Genomic DNA, 17,409 nt, shown 5'->3' with positions numbered 1-17,409 from the left:
AAATATATAAAAAAAACGGTTCTGGTGCAAGGATTTAAAAAAGTCGCAGTTACACGACAAACTATACTTTGACTATGCCACTAAACCAAATATCTTATTTAGCCATTCAACAGCAGTGAGGACAGTCGAATTATCATCGGCCTGCCCTTTCCTTATCATATGTAAAGCCTCAATTCCCTTTAACGTCTGATCCGCTGTAAGAAACGATTTGAAACCAAGCATCGGTTTTGTGATTTTCTTAATGAATCGGTGATCTTGCTCCACAATGTTGTTTAGATATTTAGTCTGTTTGGTAGGGATTTCCCCATTATTAATTCTTGAATGGCTGGTGGATATGCTAGATTTTTATCCAAGGTGATTACACGTGGGGTTTGATTATGTGGAGAGGACAAAGCCTTTGTAAAGAAACGCTTAGCTGCCTGCATATTCCGATTTTCAGATAACATGAAATCTATGGTTTTCCCCATAGAATCTACTGCCCGATATAGATACTTCCACTGACCTTTGACTTTGACGTAGGTTTCGTCGGTCCACCAAGAATCGTTTGTAGGTTTCAAAAAGGGACGGATTCGTTTGTCGATTTCGGGTCCGAATTCATGGACCCATCTCATGATCGTCGTATGGGAAATCTTTAATCCTCGCTCGCTCATCATTTCGACTATATCTCGATAGCTTAAACTATATTTCAAATACCATCTCACCGTTAGTAAAATGATCGCCGATTCCTATTGCTTCCATTTAAATAAATCCATTTTCGTTTCCAAAAAAAGTTGCTCCATCCCATGATATTTTCAATTACGTTATCATAAATTAGAGCTTTGCACCACAACCACTTTGAGAAAGCCGCATGAATTGGAACTGGATTTGGTCGGGGTGACCCTTTCTATCAACGGAGAATTGAAAGATTTGGGCGCAGGCGCTACCGTGCTAGGTCATCCGGCTAATTCGGTAGCCATGCTGGCTAATATGCTTGCGTGCAGAGGTCGTAAGCTGAAATCAGGCCAATTAATTTTAACTGGCGGCATTACCGGAGCGCATCAACTGCAAGAAGGCGACGTCGACTCCGCAAAATGGGATGGACTCGGTTCGATTGACTTTACCGTTAAAGCGTAATCGTTTGAATGAAATAAGCCCAGGACTGTTTCAACATAGTTTCTGGGCTCTAAACATCTTGGCAAAACGCTATTTTTAGAGATAAAGGCCTGTAGCGTAAAGAGACGTGATAGTAGTAGCAATCTCTTCAACAGAATGATGATGTTCGTTTCGAACAATTTCCCAAAGATACATTTCATTTGTGAAAAACCAACCCCGTGCAACAATCTCATCGTTTAATGTAGCTCTGGCTAGCCCATTTTGCTGTGAATAGGCAATGTCCATGGATATCCGCTGAATAAACTTTTCACGAATTGCCTTCCACTTATCCGAAATCACAGATGATACCCCAATGGCCTGTTCGAAGATTTGCATCATATTACGTTCAGCCTCTGCCATTTTTAAAAAAGAATAGGTTTGTTTATTAATGATTTGCTCTGCTTCATCTTTCGATTTTGGGAAGAAGGAGATCTCGGCAATTTCATAAAATTGCGCCATGACATTTTCCATTAATACGCATAGAAGATCCTCTTTTCCTTCAAAATGAACATAGGCTGTTCCGTACCCGATGTTTGCTTTTTTGATCATTTGAGAAATCGTTGCTTTTTGAAAACCTTCTTCAAGAAATACTTCCTTCGCAGCTTCCAACAACTTTTGACGTGTTGCGACTGAGCGTAGATGTCGTTTATCGCTTATTTTATCATTACTCATTCTAATTCCTCCCCAATTAATAATTATCTTCTAGAATATAAGTATTTCTATGAAAATGAAAGATTTGTTTAGATAGAATCGTTTGGATAATAATATTGACATCGTGTCATATTCATTGATATGATGTCCCTAGAAAGAGTAATTTTAAATAAAGAAAGGGATGATACGGTGCTTTCGAATTTTTTTCAACCTACATTAGATTTCGCAAAACAATTAGACAAAGAGGATAATCTTTCTCATTTTCGAGAAGAATTTTATTTAAAACCTGATTCCATCTATATGGATGGGAATTCATTGGGGCTACTTTCGAGAAGAGCTGAACGTACACTCTTGGAATCTTTAGCCGATTGGAAAGAACATGGCATCGATGGATGGACGCAAGGGAATCATCCATGGTTTACCTTATCGGAGAAATTAGGCGAGTTGAGCGCACCGTTAATAGGAGCATCTCCTGACGAAGTTATTGTAACCGGTTCCACGACTGTGAATTTGCATCAGCTTGTAGCTACTTTTTATAAGCCTGAAGGGGCGCGAACCAAAATTTTGGCAGATGAACTAACGTTTCCATCTGATATTTATGCCCTTCAAAGCCAAATTCGCATCCATGGATACGATCCTGATACCCATCTCATCCGTGTGAAAAGTCGGGATGGCCGATTTTTAGAAGAAGATGATATCATCGAGGCTATGGCCGATGACATTGCTTTAATCATCTTGCCTACCGTTCTGTATCGCAGCGGCCAAATATTGGACATGAAGCGATTAACGGAGGAAGCTCATAGAAGAGGCATTTTAATCGGATTTGACGGATGTCATTCGATCGGGGCGATCCCGCATTCGTTTAGCGAATGGGATGTTGACTTTGCGTATTGGTGCAATTACAAACATTTAAACGGCGGACCTGGCGGTGTTGGAGGTTTATTCGTGAATCGGAAACATTTTGGAACTAACCCTGGATTGGCTGGATGGTTCGGGTCCAGAAAAGATAAACAATTCGATATGGAACATACGCTAACACCAGCTGAATCAGCGGGGGCCTATCAAATTGGAACGCCCCACGTATTAAGCCTTGCACCTTTATTAGGATCTTTAGAAATTTTTTCGGAAGCCGGTATTGCGAATATTCGCCAAAAGTCTCTTCAAATCAATCAATATTTAATGAACTTAATTGAACATGAGTTGGCAGATTATGGGTTCATCATTGGAAGTCCAAGAGAAGACGTACGTCGCGGAGGTCACGTAAGTCTTGAGCATGAAGAAGCTGCGCGCATTTGCAAGGCATTGAAAAAAAGCAACGTGATTCCGGATTTCCGAGCACCAAACATTATTCGTCTTGCTCCGGTTGCGCTGTATACTTCGTATACAGAAGTTTGGGAAGTCATACAAATTTTCAAAAAAATCATGGCAGAAGAACAATACAAAATATTTCATAATGAACGTGAAGTCGTTGCATAGATAGCCTTTTTAAATAAAAAAGGGGATGAAATATGATAAATAAAAATGCACAATCGAATAATGGGAATGAACTAGAGGATGGGTTAAAGCGTGATTTAAAAACTAACCAGCTTACGATGATTGCCATGGGTTGTGCCATTGGGACGGGATTGTTCCTTGGCAGCGGGTTTGCAATTAAAACTGCAGGCCCTAGTGTTCTACTCAGTTATGGGATAGGAGCATTTATCGTATTGCTGTTAATGGGATGTTTAACGGAAATGACGGTCGCTCATCCTACTTCGGGATCTTTTGGAACGATTTCTGAAAAGTACATCAATCCCATGGCAGGCTTTCTTGTTCGGTATTCATATTGGATAGCAAATGTACTTGCTGTGGGGGTAGAAGTAAGCGCAATAGCCGTATATATGAAATACTGGTTTCCGACTGTGCCGGCAATTGTATGGATTTTATTGTTTGCCGCATTGTTAATTTATATAAATGCCAAAAGCGTTTATATATTTGGTACAGTTGAGTATTGGTTCTCTATGGTAAAAATAAGTGCCATAGTTGGTTTCATTCTTCTTGGATCCTATGTCCTATTTGGAACAGATCAGCCCAATATCGGACCTGGCAACCTAGTGAATGACGGAGGTTTTCTGCCTTTTGGCTGGTGGGGAATGTGGGTTGCTATCTTTATTTCTTTATTCAGCTTTCTAGGGACAGAAATGATAGCGGTCACAGCTGGGGAATCCAAAGATCCCGATGTAGCTGTACCTAAAGCATTGAAATCAACCGTATTCCGTTTGTCTACTTTCTATGTTTTGACCATTGGCATCATGCTAATGATTGTTCCGTGGAAATCAGCGGGGATCGATAAAAGTCCATTCGTAAAAGTAATGGAAATTTATAATATTCCAGGAGCATCTGGCATAATGAATTTTATTATTTTAATGGCTGCTTTATCGGCAATGAACAGTCAACTTTATGCTTCAACACGCATGATGTTTTCGTTATCACGAGGTAATCATGCCCCTGTCTTTTTGGGCAAAATTAATAGCAAAGGGGTTCCTATCAGTGCCCTTGCTGTTTCTACACTTGGGATTTTTATTGCTGCAGCCATTAATGCGATGCTTCCAGATTCATCCTATGCATTGATGATGGGAATTTCCATGTTCGGGGCTTTATTCACTTGGTTTATGGTGTTCATTTCTCATTTATTTTTCAGAAAAAAATGGGTGAAAATGGGAGGACGTCAATTGCCGGTAAGAATGCCTGGTTTCCCCTATTTAACGATCTTGGGAGTGGTTCTTCTAGGTAGTTTAATGATTTCTACATGGTTTACAGGTTTTAAAATTATGCTTCAATTCGGGATTCCATGGTTACTGTTTCTGTCTGCTGCGTATTTGGTTTGGAAAAAGAGGAACAGTAAAGAAAGGGACGGTACAGAATGAATAACAACGAACAAAACAAAAATATGGGGCTAGAAAAAGAAATTCAAACCGATTTTAGCAAAGCGATGTCCTACGGAGATTATCTTCATCTTGATAAGATTTTATCTAGTCAACATAGATGTTCTGATCACCATGATGAAATGCTTTTCATCATTATCCATCAGGCTAGCGAGTTATGGATGAAGCTCATTTTACATGAGATGAAAGCTTCTATTCAGTGTATACGCAATAATGATTTGGAACCATCGTTTAAAATGTTGTCGCGCGTTTCGAGAATTCAGCAGCAATTGATTCAGTCATGGAACGTCCTCGCCACCTTGACGCCGGCTGAATACATGGAGTTTAGGGATAAATTGGGCCAATCTTCCGGGTTCCAATCTTATCAGAATCGATTGATTGAGTTTGCGCTAGGAAACAAGAATGTTCATACATTATCCGTTTTTCAACATCAGTTCGATCTATACGAGCAAATGAAACAGTCACTTCATGAGCCAAGTATTTATGACGCGGCAATCAATGCTCTTGCGGCCCGGGGATTACCTATTGATCAAGAAGCTCTTCATAGGGATTGGTCGCAAAACTATCAACCAAATTACAGTGTGGAAGAGGCATGGCTGACAGTTTACCGCAATGTCGATCAATATTGGGATTTATATGAGTTGGCAGAGAAGCTAGTGGATATTGGAACTCAGCAGCAATTATGGCGATTTAATCATATGACTACCGTGGAAAGAATTATTGGTCATAAACAAGGAACAGGTGGCTCATCAGGTGTTACTTATTTAAAAAGAGCTCTGGACCAACATTTCTTCCCGGAACTGTGGAGTCTAAGAGCGAAGCTATGAGATAAAATCGGAAGAAACGGAGGTAAGTTGCTTGGGGACATGGATTGATATTTCACAACCGCTGGACGAAAAGGTCGCAGTCTGGCCAGGGGACACACCCTTCACTTACAAAGTTAATTGGAGTAAAGAAGAGAGTGGATCTGTCAATGTAGGCCAAATCAACATGAGTATACACACCGGTACTCATATTGATGCACCTTTTCATTTTGATAATGAGGGAAAAAGAGTCATTGAATTGGATCTCGATTTATATATCGGAAGTGCCCGTGTCATCTATTTGCCTAACTATACATCCATTGGAGTCGGTGAAATATCCGGTATAGATTTAAAAGGAATTACCCGTCTGTTAATTCGTACTAACGCATGGAAGGATCGGCGTGTGTTCCCACAAACCATTCCTCACCTCCAACCAGAATTAGCGGCTTATCTTTCAGAACTCGGTGTTCGTCTTATTGGTCTTGATTTGCCATCTGTAGATCCAATAGATAGTAAAGAACTATCAGCCCATCATGAACTTGCCAGTCATGGCATTCACATCTTGGAAGGGCTCGTCTTAGACGATATTTTACCAGGTGATTATGAATTGGCAGCCCTCCCGTTACCATTAGTTGAAGCAGATGGAAGTCCGGTGCGTGCCGTGTTGAAAAAATATTAAAATTGAAAATGGAAAAATGAAATAACGAATTTATGATCAAAGCAGGCGGCGGCGCCTGCTTTTGTCATTGAATTAACGGTAGTTATACGAGCTGTGGAGTCATTACAAACTGAGAACGAGAGTTGAATAACCTCCATTAACACAGCAAGGCTGCAGTTTTACTGGCAGCCTTGCTGCGTTAATGGGGTTTAGCTGAGTGAATTCCCTTTTTATCGATTAGTGAGTTAAAGTAGTTCCTTATCACTAGAATCTACGTTGCTTTGAGTACACAACGTCAAAAAATTCGACAATACGGGTGAAGATTTAGAGGATTTGATTAGCATTGGGACCATTGGGCTGATTAAGGCAATTGAATCATTCTCGCCGAACAAGGGGACGAAGTTGGCTACATTTGCGGCACGGTGTATCGAGTAGGAGATCCTCATGCATCTGCGCTCAATAAAGAAAACGCGCAAGGATGTATCCTTGCACGATCCGATCGGCACGGATAAAGAGGGGAATGAAATAACGTTGATCGACATCCTCGGAACCGAAGCCGATGATGTCGTGGATAAGGTGCAGCTAAAGATTGAGAAGAGCAAAATTTATAAGAATTAGGGTTGTGGTGCAAAGCTCTAATTTATGATAACGTAATTGAAAATATCATGGGATGGAGCAACTTTTTTGGAAACGAAAATGGATTTATTTAAATGGAAGCAATAGGAATCGGTGATCATTTTACTAACGGTGAGATGGTATTTGAAATATAGTTTAAGCTATCGAGATATAGTCGAAATGATGAGCGAGCGAGGATTAAAGATTTCCCATACGACGATCATGAGATGGGTCCATGAATTCGGACCCGAAATCGACAAACGAATCCGTCCCTTTTTGAAACCTGCAAACGATTCTTGGCGGACCGACGAAACCTACGTCAAAGTCAAAGGTCAGTGGAAGTATCTATATCAGGCAGTAGATTCTATGGGGAAAACCATAGATTTCATGTTATCTGAAAATCGGGATATGCAGGCAGCTAAGCGTTTCTTTACAAAGGCTTTGTCCTCTCCACATAATCAAACCCCACGTGTAATCACCTTGGATAAAAATCTAGCATATCCACCAGCCATTCAAGAATTAATAATTAATCCCTACCAAAAGAAATCTTGATTAGACAGACTAAATGGGCTCAACAAAAAAGAGGCCCGAAGGCCTCTTTCCTAGCTGCAGCGGCTGTAGCCGCAGTTGCTGCAATTTTTACAACCTTCGCTGTTAATCAGCGAAGCCGAGCCGCAGGACGGGCACAGGTCAAGAGACGTAGCCGCGCTGCGTGTTACCGCGTATTGAGCGGTTGTTTCCATCACGACCTCTTGTGTGGCGGTGATGTAGTCGTCCGCGCTGTCGGAGAAATCGCCGTGCATTTCGAGCGCCTTGGCGACGGCATCGGCAATCGATTCGACGCGGTTCGCGCCGAAGCCGATCGCCCCGGAGCCGCCGATACCCTTGAGGTGCTTGATTAGCAGCTGCACCTTGTTGCCATGATCGCCGTAGCGCAGGAACAGCGAGCAGACGCGTCCTAGTGCTTCGGACATCGCGAAGACATCGGAACCGGCTTTGCCGACGTTCAAGAATATTTCGCTCGGGCTGCCGTTCATATCGTTAATCGTAATGTAAGCCATCCCGAACGGGGTGTTGAATTTATACGTCGCCCCGCGCAGAGCCTGCGGACGGCGTTTATATTCCTTATCGAACACCTGCTCCGTCTTGGTGTCAATGTTAACCGCCAGCGATTGAGACAGATTGGTAAGCGACTTCTCCTCGCCCGCAGCGGATGGCTCGGCCGCCACCGGTTGTGCCGCCGGCTTCGCTTCCGCAGCCTTCTCTTCCTTCTTCTCCGTGCTCAGCACCTGCACGTCGCGGCTGCCGTCCCGATAGATCGTCACACCTTTGCAGCCCAGATCGAAGGCAAGCTCGTACAGCTGCTTCGTTTCTTCAACCGTAAAGTCGGACGGGCAGTTCGCCGTTTTGGAGATGGAGCTGTCCACCCATTTTTGAATGGCGGCCTGTGCGCGAATATGATCTTCTGCGGACAAGTCCATGGCCGTAACGAAATAGTCCGGCAGCTCTTCGTTCGGATGCCGATCCTTCCATTCCTGAGCGATCGGCACGTACTGCTTGTCGAAGCCGAGACGGCTTTGACGGTAGTACTCGAAAGCAAAGTACGGCTCAATCCCTGTCGAGGTACCTACCATCGTTCCCGTGCTGCCCGTCGGCGCTTGGGTAATAACCGTAACGTTGCGCATGCCCTTCTTCTGGATGGCCGCGCCCACTTCCGGGAAGACGGACGTCATATGCTTCATGAATCCGCTCTGCAGGAACGGTTCCGCTTGGAACTGCTTGAAGGAGCCTTTCTCTTCCGCGATATCAGCGGAAGCCAAGTACGCTTCCTTCGCCATGAAGCCATACAGCTTATCGAGGAATTCGAGCGATTCCGGACTGCCATAGCGGATGCCCAGCTTAATCATCAGCTCGGCAAGACCCATAGAGCCGAGTCCGACACGGCGCTCGCCTTGCTGGTTCACCCGGTTTTGTTCGAAGTGATACGGCGTTTTGTCAATAACGTTATCCAGGAAACGCGTGGAATATTGGACGACCTTCGCAAGCTCGTCCCATGCCACGTCGTGATTATGCTCGTCGTAAAACTTGGACAGGTTGATCGCGGACAGATTGCATACACCCCACGCCGGCAATCCCTGCTCGCCGCAAGGGTTCGTGCAGATGATCGGGTTAAAATACCAGCTGTTGGACATCTGGTTATAGTATTCCATGAATACGACCCCGGGCTCCGCCGATTTCCATGCGGATTCGATAATCGTATGCCACACGTCGCGTGCTTTGACCGTGCGGTAATGATTTATTTTTTTGCCGGTCTTTCTCCACTTGTCCAAATCGCCGTCCCACAGCTCGTCATATTCAGGGTCGGTCGTATCCGGATAGACCAATTCCCAATCCAAATCCTCTTTGACCGCCTTCATAAAGCCATTGCTGACGCAAACGGATAAGTTGGCGTTCGTGATCTGGCCCATCGTTTGCTTCACGGTAATAAAATCGACCACGTCCGGATGCCAATCGTTGATCATCAGCATCAGCGCGCCGCGACGGCTTCCGCCCTGTTCGATCAAGCCGGTCGTGTAGCTGAACAGTCCGCCCCATGATACCGCGCCGCTCGAAGAACCGTTGACGCCTTTGACAACGGAACGCCGTGGACGAAGCGAGGACAGATTAATCCCAACGCCGCCTCCGCGCGCCATAATTTCCGTCATTTCGGACAGCGTCGACATAATGCCTCCGCGGCTGTCATGCGGGGACGGGATGACGTAGCAATTGAACAGCGTCAATTCGTCGCTTGCGTCCGCTCCTGCGGCGATCCGCCCGCCGGGCACAAGCTTCCAGTCATCGAGCACATAACGGAACTTGTCCGTCCATTCCTTGCGTTTCTCCGGAGTTGCTTCCACGGAAGCCATGGCAGCGGCCAAGCGGTCCCACATTTGCTGCGGCGTTTTTTCCAGTGTCAGCGTCAGCTTCTCAACGAAGGAATCGACAACGTCTCCGCTCCGCAGCTTGACTTTGACCTGGTTTCCTTGACGTTCAATGACTTCCCCTACTTCCTTGGCCGGAAACTTCGGATCGTCCTTCGTCAGCACCAGTACCGTATCTCCCACTTTCGTATTGCGGGTATCGGCATCCTTCATCGCATAACGGTCAAGAAATATTTTTTCGCTTAAGCCTTCCAATTTGGTCTGCTGCACGGTCTTCAAAACAACAACCTCCCGGAAATATTTTCAAAGATCAATCACAATATCTGGTATGCGAAATTCATTATACAATACAATATATTGTGTTACGAATAGGAAAAAAGCGGATTTAACGGCGTAGTGTGGAATACAAGCCCGCTAGCTTCTTTTTTCACGGTCAAGCTCTCTTTTTCGTTGATGAAATCTTCATCTTTTTCGACAAAACCGACCTAAGTTGACGGAAAATTGGAACTATGTACGCTCAAAAACAAGTCAAACTCCACCTTGAAAATCCGCCCTTTGCTTCGTTTTGACAATGAATCAGCCGATTGTTAGTCTAGTAATAGTATAACCGAATTCAACAGCATTATCAAACGTATGTTCCTATTTCCCAAAACCTACATGATACGGGAGGTGTACCCATGACTCCGATTTACCTGATTCAAGACAGACTCGTTCCCAAGGAAGAAGTTCGCGTCTCGCCGGACGACCGCGGGTACTATTTCGGCGACGGCATCTATGAAGTATTCCGCGTCTACGGGGGCAAATTGTTCGAAGCCGAGGCGCATTTCAAGCGGCTGGAACGCACAGCGGCCGCCGTCCGCATAGACCTGCCCGCTGTCACAAGCGAATTGAAAAAGCAGCTGGAACAATTAATCGCCGCCAACTCGCTGATAGAAGGTACCGTCTACCTCCAAATTACCCGCGGTACCGCGCCGAGAGCCCATGCGTTTCCCACTCAGGCCGAGCCTGTCCTTATGGCTTATACGAACGAGGTGAAGCGCCCCGTTCACATGATGCAGCAGGGCATCGCCGTCATTACGATGGAGGATATCCGGTGGCTGCGTTGCGATCTGAAGACGCTCAACCTGCTGCCCAACACGATGGCAAAGCAGCACGCGCTTGATCAAGGCGCGGACGACGTCGTTTTGCACCGCAGCGGATTGGTCACGGAGTGCAGCGCCTCCAACGTGATGATCGTCAAAGAAGGCGCAATCATTACCCATCCCGCCGACAACCTGATCCTGCACGGGGTCACGCGCGCCGTAGCGCTGCGTCTGGCCCGCGAGCTCGGCATCCCGGTTGCCGAAACGCCGTTCACGCTGGACGATCTCCGGCAAGCGGACGAAGCGTTCGTCACCGGCACGACCATCGAAGTAACGCCCGTCATTTTCGTCGACGGCATTCCCGTCGCTTCCGGCCATCCGGGTCCGGTCACGCGCCGCCTGCAGCAAGCTTTCGAGCAGGCCATCACCACCTGCATCCCTCAATAACCTATCAAAAAAACCTTCGGAGCGCTATCTCCGAAGGTTCCATTCTGCATTGCCGTATTTTTCTTCCGCCAGCCGTTCCGCCAGCTCCTGTTCGTATGAGGTTAGCTCTCCCTGAACCAGCTTAACGCCCAATCCCTCGGCCATGCCGGCCAGAAACGCCTCTTCCGTCTGTGCCAGCCCAGCCGGCGGTTGTCCGACGCTCCGAAGCAAATCGTTAATCGCGACCGCCTTCCGCAAAAACTGCTGCTTCATCCGTTCCATGATTCGTTCGTTCTTGAACCTCAGCAACCGGAATAGTTGGTCCGCATCGAGATCGAGCAAAATCGATCCGTGCTGCAGCACGACGCCCTTCTGCCGGGTCTGCGCGCTGCCGGCGACCTTGCGCCCCTCGACGACAAGCTCGTACCAGGAAGGCGAATCGAAACAGGCCGCCGAGCCCATCGACTCGTACTTGCTCTTGTCCTCCTCGCTTTCGAGCTGTACCATATCGGCCGCCAGTCCGAGCTTGCGGAACCCGAGCAGCAGTCCTTCGCTCAGCACGCGATACGCTTCCGTCACGCTTCGCGGAATGCCGGGGTAGTCCTCGGACACAATGATGCTGTACGTCAGCTCCTTGTCATGAAGCACTGCCCTTCCTCCGGTCGCCCGGCGGACGAAGCCGATACCTTCGCGATCCAGCGCATCGAAATCGATCTCTTCCTTCGCCTTCTGAAAATAACCGATCGACAGCGTCGGAGGATTCCAGCCGTAAAACCGCACGGTTGGCGGCGCCGTTCCTTCGCCATGTGCAGTCAATATCGCTTCGTCTACCGCCATATTGTAAGCCGGCGAACCATAGCCGGACCGAATCCATCGCCATTCCTGCGTCATCCACGATCCCTCCCTTTTTCTGTGGCCGCCGGCCGGAGAACCGGCTCACTTTATCGTTTAACGGCCAGGCATTTTGCCGCCCGCAAACCGGGAACCTGCATCTCCCGATCGGGTTTCTCGGCCCCGCCGGGTTTCACGAACGCAATTGCGCCGTCTTCCCCGAGCGCTACAAATTCGTCTCCGCTCTTGTCCAGCGCCACCGGCCGGTGATCCCAAGCCAGATGCGTCTGCTTGCGCGTTTTTAAGTCCAGCACGGACAGCGGCTTCTCGATATCCGGATGGGCTCCGGTCGCATCGAAGCGCGCGATCAGCATTTTGCCGTTCAGCGCTTGCATTGCGTATGAGTACGGCCGGGTATTGGAAACAAAATTGTGCGCCAGCTCGTAAGGCTCCTGCTGCGGGTCCCAGCGGTAAATTTTGTTCGACCACTCGGTCTTGCTGCGCTGCGAGATCATCATATACAGGTCGCTGCCGGAATCGGCTTCCACTTGATCGAGCGGGTACCGACGGGCCTCGGCGATGAGCTTGCCCCATTCTCCCGTCTCCAAGTCGACTTTATACACATTCGAGCTTGTCGTTGCATTGTTGGACGTCACGAGCCACAGGTCTTTGCCCCGACCGGTAATGTCTTCGATGCCGCCCGGCAGCGTCCATTCCTTGAGCCATTTATGCTCCTTCAGCTGATAAATGCCGACCTTGGCATGGTCGCCGTCTTTCTGCGCCGTTTTATCGGCGGAAGCGAGAAACATCAGGTCCCCATAAATGTAGCTGAGCTTGGGCGAGAAGCCCGGCGTCGGATACATCGTGAAGCTGTCGCTCCCGCTGTCCCGCAAGTAAAAGCCTCGGGACGCCTTCGGATCGGAAGGTGGAAATACGGTGATCGCCATATGCTCCCCCGTATAACTGACCGAACTGACCGGCTGCTCCGTCTGCAGCACTTCCCGGGCTTCGTTCGTTTTGCTGTTGACGCTGAATACCCGGTTCTCTCCGGCTACGAGCAGATCGCCCGTCTCATCCAAAGCTTTGGACGCTTCCGCATCGACCGGCGTCATGCGGGGCTTGGCGTCCGAACCGAATATAGAACATCCGGCGCAAGCCGCAGTCAACAGAAGCGTGAGGCAGATACGAAAGCGTCTGCTCAAAGATAGCTCTCCCTTTCTTCACCGCAGAAATCGAGAGCCCGGCGTCCGTCCGCCAGGCCCCATCCCTTTCATCATATAGCATTGCCGGTTCGTTTGAAAGACTTTATTTTCGTGCATACTAAAAATTGACTCGATTCGTTACCCGATGGAAAAGGAGCGCGTCCGATGCAATCCACCGAGCGAAAAGAACACGTGCGTCAATTGAATGAGCATGTTCAGCTGTATTTTGAACGGGATTGGTTCGAGGAACTGCACGACCGGGCGCAGCGCAACGGTCCGTGGGATGACTGGACGATGTTCCGGCTGGCCGAGGAGGCCGAGCAATCGGGACTGATCCGCAGCTTCGACGAGCTCCAATGCTTGTCGCATTTGCCGAATCTGGTGCCGATGGACCATCAGATCGATACCGCCAAAAAAGTATTGACCGAAATGCGCGGACGGGCCATTCTCGCAGACGAGGTCGGGCTCGGCAAAACGATCGAGGCCGGACTCATTCTCAAGGAGTACATGATCCGCGGACTTGTCCGCAAAGTGCTCATTCTCGTGCCCGCTTCGCTGGTGCTGCAATGGGTCCGCGAGCTGAACCAGAAATTCGGCATATCCGCCGTCGCCCAGAAAAAAGAATACATGTGGGCTGCGAACGATGTCGTCGTCGCTTCGATGGATACGGCCAAGCGCGACCCGCACCGGGACATCGTGCTTGGACTGGAGTATGACATGCTGATCGTGGACGAGGCGCACAAGCTGAAGAACAAAAAAACAACCAACTACCAGTTCATCAACGAGCTGCGCAAAAAGTACTGCCTGCTGCTGACGGCGACGCCAGTGCAGAACGACCTGAAAGAGCTGTACAACCTGATTACCCTGCTCAAACCGGGGCAGCTTGGCGGCCAGGGCAGCTTTCAGGCAAACTTCGTCGTGGACAAACGGATTCCGAAGAACGAAGAGCAACTTCAGCACGAGCTGAGCAAGGTCATGATCCGCAACCGGCGCAGCGACGGCAACGTGAATTTCACGAAACGGATCGTGCGCAATATTCCTTTACAGCTCTCGCCCGAAGAGCAGGCGCTGTACGACGGCGTGACCAACTTCGTCCGTGGGCGATACGAGGAATCCGGCGGCGATATCGGCAGCATTTTGTCGCTTGTGACGCTGCAGCGCGAGGTGTGCTCCAGCCGGGATGCGGTATTCATCACGCTCGTCAATTTATTCAAGAAAACCGAAGAGAACTCGCCGCTCCGCGCCAAAATCTGGGAGCTCGTCGAGCTGATCCGCAGCATCAAAGCGAATACGAAGGCTGAAAAAGTGATGGAGCTGATCGGCGACATCGGGGAAAAAGTAATTATTTTCACGGAGTACCGCGCGTCTCAGGAATATTTGCTGCAATATTTGAAAGATCGGAAAATTTCGGCCGTCCCTTACCGGGGCGGTATGAACCGGGGCAAAAAAGACTGGATGATGGACTTGTTCCGCAACCGGGCCCAAGTGCTGATCGCCACCGAAGCAGGGGGCGAAGGCATCAATCTGCAATTTTGCCACCATATGATCAACTTCGACCTTCCATGGAACCCGATGCGGGTGGAGCAGCGGATCGGCCGCGTGCACCGGCTCGGTCAGCAGGAGGACGTCAAAATCTACAACCTGTCCACCCTCGGCACCATCGAGGAGCATATCTTATCGCTGCTGCACGAGAAAATCAACATGTTCGAGCTGGTGATCGGCGAGCTGGATACGATTCTGGAGCGGTTTGAGAAAAAAACATCGCTCGAATCGCATCTGGCCAAATTGATCTTGTCTTCGCGCAGCCAGGAAGACATCCGCCGGCAGCTTGACGAACTGGGGCGCTCGTTCACCGTCGTCCGCTCCGAGGTGGAGCAGGAGTCGACGGAAAACATGCGGCTGCAAAGCGTGCTGAACGCGATAGGCAGCCCCATCTGCGGGCAGGACCACGGCGGGGAGGAGGCCCGGCTATGACGATGACGGCGGACCAAATCCGCTCCTTCGTGCTGCGCTATCTGGAAGCGGAGCAGTGCGACATTATGGAGAAGCATCCCGCCTACGTGACCGTGAAGCTGTCACCCTCCGCCGACAAGGATTTGAATCACCGCCCTTATTATTGGAGCTTCGTCGAACGGACCGGCGTCACCCCGGAGACGATGACGTGCACCTTCGTCTTCGATCCGGAGGCCTACCGCGAGCTGCAGCCGCACGGCCCTCCCGGCGGGCCTCAGCCCGGCGTCAGCACAGCCGCTCCCGGGCTCGCAGGTACGGCCGGCCAGCCCCCTGCCGGAAGCCCCGCAGAAGCTGCCGCGCAGACAGGCACGGCCCCCGGCGGACCGCAGCCGCCGCAGGGAGACAGCATCCTCGGCCGCTATTTCGGCTTCGTGCCGACGTCGTTTACCGCGCGCATTCCACGGGACGAAGTCACCTACGGCAGCCGGCGGCTGGAGCAGCTTTTTGCCGCTGTCCGGGCCAAGGGCAAGTATGTCCGGCTGTTCGAGCAGCATGTGCCGGAGCAGCCCAGACGTTCCTCGACCGTTCCATACGATACTTGGCTTGCCGTCAATTACAAGGTGGAGCTGGCCTGCGATATGAAGCGCAGCGAAATTCACTCTCTGGGCATCCAGCTGCAGACGGGTGTGATCCGCGAGCGGTTCATGGATTGGATCGCTCCGGTCGCTTTTACGCCGCAATTGCCCGCTCACGTCTACATTACCCCGGACCGGATTGCCCTGCCCCGCGCGGTGCTTTATCTGGAAGATCATCTGGAAAGCAAGCTCGCCAAGTACGACCACCGCTGGGCAAAGGAAGCGCAGCTTCGGCTCGCGGATGAACAAGCCCGCATCCGCGATTATTACGAGGCGCTGCTCAAGACCGCCGAGCCCGATCAACGGCCGGACATCGAGGCGCAGTACGCCGGCCGAGCCCGGGAAATCGAATGGCAGTACCGCCCGCGCATCCGAATATCCGCCATCAACTGCGGATTGTTCCATGTTTCCTCTGCGAAACCGCCCGCGTACTGACGAACCGGCGCGAATCGGTGCGTTTTTCAGGGGAAAGTATTTTGGGACAGACTACAGGTTCTAACAATCTTTTCGGCGCATACCTTGTACAATAAAGGCATATTCGCAGCGGAATGCGCATAATGCCGATCTCAGGCCAACGACTCCCAAGCGAAGCAGGTGAAACTATGAAAAAGCTTACGTTCGCGCTCGTCTCGCTGCTGCTCGGCACAAGCCTGCTTGCAGCCTGGCCGCTCGAATCGCCTCCCGCGCATGCGGTGGAGGAAACGAAGCCAGCGGCTCCTCCGTCCGCGCCGCCGAAGGAACCGGCAACCGACATTGCCGCCCCGACGCTGCAAGCGGCCGTGGAGCGGTTTATGAAGCAGCTCGCGCTCCAGCCCGGCTTCGAACCGTGGCAGCAGGCGTCCTGGACAAGCTATCCGCTCGGACCGGGCATGCACGGCTGGGTCATCATCGTAAGCGCCGAAGGCTCGGAAGCGGGCTATCTGGTCATCCATGCCGGAGAACCGGATACATACAGGCTGACCGAGTACGGTAAAGGCTCCTACCCGTTATTCAGCTTGCAAACGCTGCATCGAAGTTTGGTGCAGCTTGAACTTATCGAATATCCGCATCAAGCCGAGAGATTGTACTTCAGTCCGCTGCAGGCTCTCTGGAAAATTACCGTGCAGAACGCGAACCGCATCTGGTATATCGACGCCAAAACGGGCGAGGAAATGCCTTTCGCCGGCGACGCCAAGCTGCCCAAGAGCAAAACGCCATCCGCACCGAATGTCCAAGCATTCACCAATACCGATGCCAAGCATACGATAAAGGAAAGCGGACAGGCGGAGCCTGCGGAACCTTATGCCCGGCTGCCGTGGGTGCAAAAATCGGGCAAGCCATTGCCCTTCGACGATCTGAAGCAGTTGATCGCTCAAGGCAGCAAGCCAGTGTACGCCGCCGAGCTTTACGAAGGCAGTGTAACCGTGCCGCTTCCCGTCGCAGGCTTTCAAGTGTGGTCCAGCGGGGATCGCTTCGTGCAATTCCGGCAGGACGACGACCGCTTTCTTCCCTACGAGGCGCTGCAGCGTCTCGGCAGCTTTTACCCTTAACCTACGGTTTTCTCCTCTTCCCTATATAGAAAAGCTTCCCGCCTGACG

Annotated in this window: 12 protein-coding genes and 4 pseudogenes; 11 read left to right on the top strand and 5 right to left on the bottom strand. The window is 49.9% G+C overall.

What is annotated here, in order from left to right:
- Positions 1-72 precede the first annotated feature (72 nt).
- Positions 73-716, bottom strand: a pseudogene (locus QMG93_RS19940) (IS6 family transposase).
- Positions 717-828: 112 nt separating this feature from the next.
- Between QMG93_RS19940 and QMG93_RS19935 the strand changes: the two are divergent.
- Positions 829-1,113: pseudogene (locus tag QMG93_RS19935) on the top strand (fumarylacetoacetate hydrolase family protein); the annotation flags it as partial.
- A 75-nt stretch (positions 1,114-1,188) separates the two neighbouring features.
- Here QMG93_RS19935 and QMG93_RS19930 read toward each other — a convergent pair.
- On the bottom strand, positions 1,189-1,803 hold the full coding sequence (locus tag QMG93_RS19930; RefSeq protein ID WP_216798368.1) for a TetR/AcrR family transcriptional regulator: 615 nt from the start codon (positions 1,801-1,803) through the stop codon (positions 1,189-1,191).
- Between the two features lie 168 nt (positions 1,804-1,971).
- Here QMG93_RS19930 and kynU point away from each other — a divergent pair, with 168 nt between their 5' ends.
- The 6 genes and pseudogenes from kynU to QMG93_RS19900 all read left to right on the top strand — a co-directional run.
- Positions 1,972-3,258 carry a kynureninase gene (gene kynU / locus QMG93_RS19925; protein ID WP_281939473.1) on the top strand — a complete coding sequence of 429 codons (1,287 nt, stop codon included), beginning with the start codon at positions 1,972-1,974 and terminating at the stop codon, positions 3,256-3,258.
- A gap of 32 nt (positions 3,259-3,290) precedes the next feature.
- On the top strand, positions 3,291-4,688 hold the full coding sequence (locus QMG93_RS19920) for an amino acid permease (RefSeq protein WP_281939472.1): 1,398 nt from the start codon (positions 3,291-3,293) through the stop codon (positions 4,686-4,688).
- Positions 4,685-5,533 (top strand): tryptophan 2,3-dioxygenase, encoded by an 849-nt coding sequence (kynA, locus tag QMG93_RS19915; RefSeq protein ID WP_281939469.1) that lies wholly within the window; start codon positions 4,685-4,687, stop codon positions 5,531-5,533. The genes QMG93_RS19920 and kynA overlap by 4 nt, the downstream gene beginning before the upstream one ends.
- A 31-nt stretch (positions 5,534-5,564) precedes the next feature.
- Positions 5,565-6,188 carry an arylformamidase gene (kynB, locus tag QMG93_RS19910; protein WP_216798364.1) on the top strand — a complete coding sequence of 208 codons (624 nt, stop codon included), beginning with the start codon at positions 5,565-5,567 and terminating at the stop codon, positions 6,186-6,188.
- A 267-nt stretch (positions 6,189-6,455) separates the two neighbouring features.
- Positions 6,456-6,782: pseudogene (locus tag QMG93_RS19905) on the top strand (sigma factor); the annotation flags it as partial.
- A 114-nt stretch (positions 6,783-6,896) separates the two neighbouring features.
- Positions 6,897-7,304, top strand: a pseudogene (locus QMG93_RS19900) (IS6 family transposase); the annotation flags it as partial.
- A gap of 80 nt (positions 7,305-7,384) precedes the next feature.
- Here the strand turns inward: QMG93_RS19900 and QMG93_RS19895 are convergent.
- Positions 7,385-9,982, bottom strand: a complete 2,598-nt coding sequence (locus QMG93_RS19895) for an adenosylcobalamin-dependent ribonucleoside-diphosphate reductase (RefSeq protein WP_281939467.1) — start codon at positions 9,980-9,982, stop codon at positions 7,385-7,387.
- Positions 9,983-10,380: 398 nt separating this feature from the next.
- Between QMG93_RS19895 and dat the strand changes: the two genes are divergently transcribed.
- A complete protein-coding gene (gene dat / locus QMG93_RS19890) occupies positions 10,381-11,232 on the top strand; it encodes a D-amino-acid transaminase (RefSeq protein ID WP_281939465.1) in 852 nt (283 codons plus the stop codon).
- A gap of 24 nt (positions 11,233-11,256) precedes the next feature.
- Here dat and QMG93_RS19885 read toward each other — a convergent pair whose 3' ends face one another.
- Together QMG93_RS19885 and QMG93_RS19880 are read right to left on the bottom strand one after the other, a co-directional pair.
- On the bottom strand, positions 11,257-12,102 hold the full coding sequence (locus QMG93_RS19885) for a biotin/lipoate A/B protein ligase family protein (RefSeq protein WP_281939463.1): 846 nt from the start codon (positions 12,100-12,102) through the stop codon (positions 11,257-11,259).
- Positions 12,103-12,152: 50 nt separating this feature from the next.
- Positions 12,153-13,244 (bottom strand): hypothetical protein, encoded by a 1,092-nt coding sequence (locus QMG93_RS19880; protein ID WP_281939461.1) that lies wholly within the window; start codon positions 13,242-13,244, stop codon positions 12,153-12,155.
- Positions 13,245-13,409: 165 nt separating this feature from the next.
- On the opposite strand from QMG93_RS19880, the gene QMG93_RS19875 reads away from it, so the two are divergent.
- The 3 genes from QMG93_RS19875 (at position 13,410) to QMG93_RS19865 (ending at position 17,361) form a co-directional block, all read left to right on the top strand.
- Positions 13,410-15,218: a DEAD/DEAH box helicase gene (locus QMG93_RS19875; protein WP_281939460.1), complete on the top strand. Its 1,809-nt coding sequence runs from the start codon at positions 13,410-13,412 to the stop codon at positions 15,216-15,218.
- Positions 15,215-16,267, top strand: coding sequence for a YqhG family protein (locus QMG93_RS19870; protein WP_281939458.1), 1,053 nt, complete (start codon positions 15,215-15,217; stop codon positions 16,265-16,267). The genes QMG93_RS19875 and QMG93_RS19870 overlap by 4 nt, the downstream gene beginning before the upstream one ends.
- Positions 16,268-16,434: 167 nt before the next feature.
- Positions 16,435-17,361: a hypothetical protein gene (locus QMG93_RS19865; RefSeq protein ID WP_281939457.1), complete on the top strand. Its 927-nt coding sequence runs from the start codon at positions 16,435-16,437 to the stop codon at positions 17,359-17,361.
- Positions 17,362-17,409: the final 48 nt, after the last annotated feature.

Origin of the sequence: Paenibacillus tyrphae, from assembly GCF_027925525.1 — a bacterium.
In the GTDB taxonomy this organism is placed as follows: Bacteria; Bacillota; Bacilli; order Paenibacillales; family NBRC-103111; genus Paenibacillus_G; species Paenibacillus_G tyrfis_B.
Note: the sequence above shows the minus strand (reverse complement) of the source record. Positions and strands in the feature narration are given on the sequence as shown.

Coding starts and splice junctions, on each gene's coding strand:
- kynA (WP_281939469.1), top strand. CDS start 4,685: ATGAATAACAACGAACAAAACAAAAATATGGGGCTAGAAAAAGAAATT.
- QMG93_RS19865 (WP_281939457.1), top strand. CDS start 16,435: ATGAAAAAGCTTACGTTCGCGCTCGTCTCGCTGCTGCTCGGCACAAGC.
- QMG93_RS19875 (WP_281939460.1), top strand. CDS start 13,410: ATGCAATCCACCGAGCGAAAAGAACACGTGCGTCAATTGAATGAGCAT.
- dat (WP_281939465.1), top strand. CDS start 10,381: ATGACTCCGATTTACCTGATTCAAGACAGACTCGTTCCCAAGGAAGAA.
- QMG93_RS19920 (WP_281939472.1), top strand. CDS start 3,291: ATGATAAATAAAAATGCACAATCGAATAATGGGAATGAACTAGAGGAT.
- QMG93_RS19930 (WP_216798368.1), bottom strand. CDS start 1,803: ATGAGTAATGATAAAATAAGCGATAAACGACATCTACGCTCAGTCGCA.
- QMG93_RS19870 (WP_281939458.1), top strand. CDS start 15,215: ATGACGATGACGGCGGACCAAATCCGCTCCTTCGTGCTGCGCTATCTG.
- QMG93_RS19885 (WP_281939463.1), bottom strand. CDS start 12,102: ATGACGCAGGAATGGCGATGGATTCGGTCCGGCTATGGTTCGCCGGCT.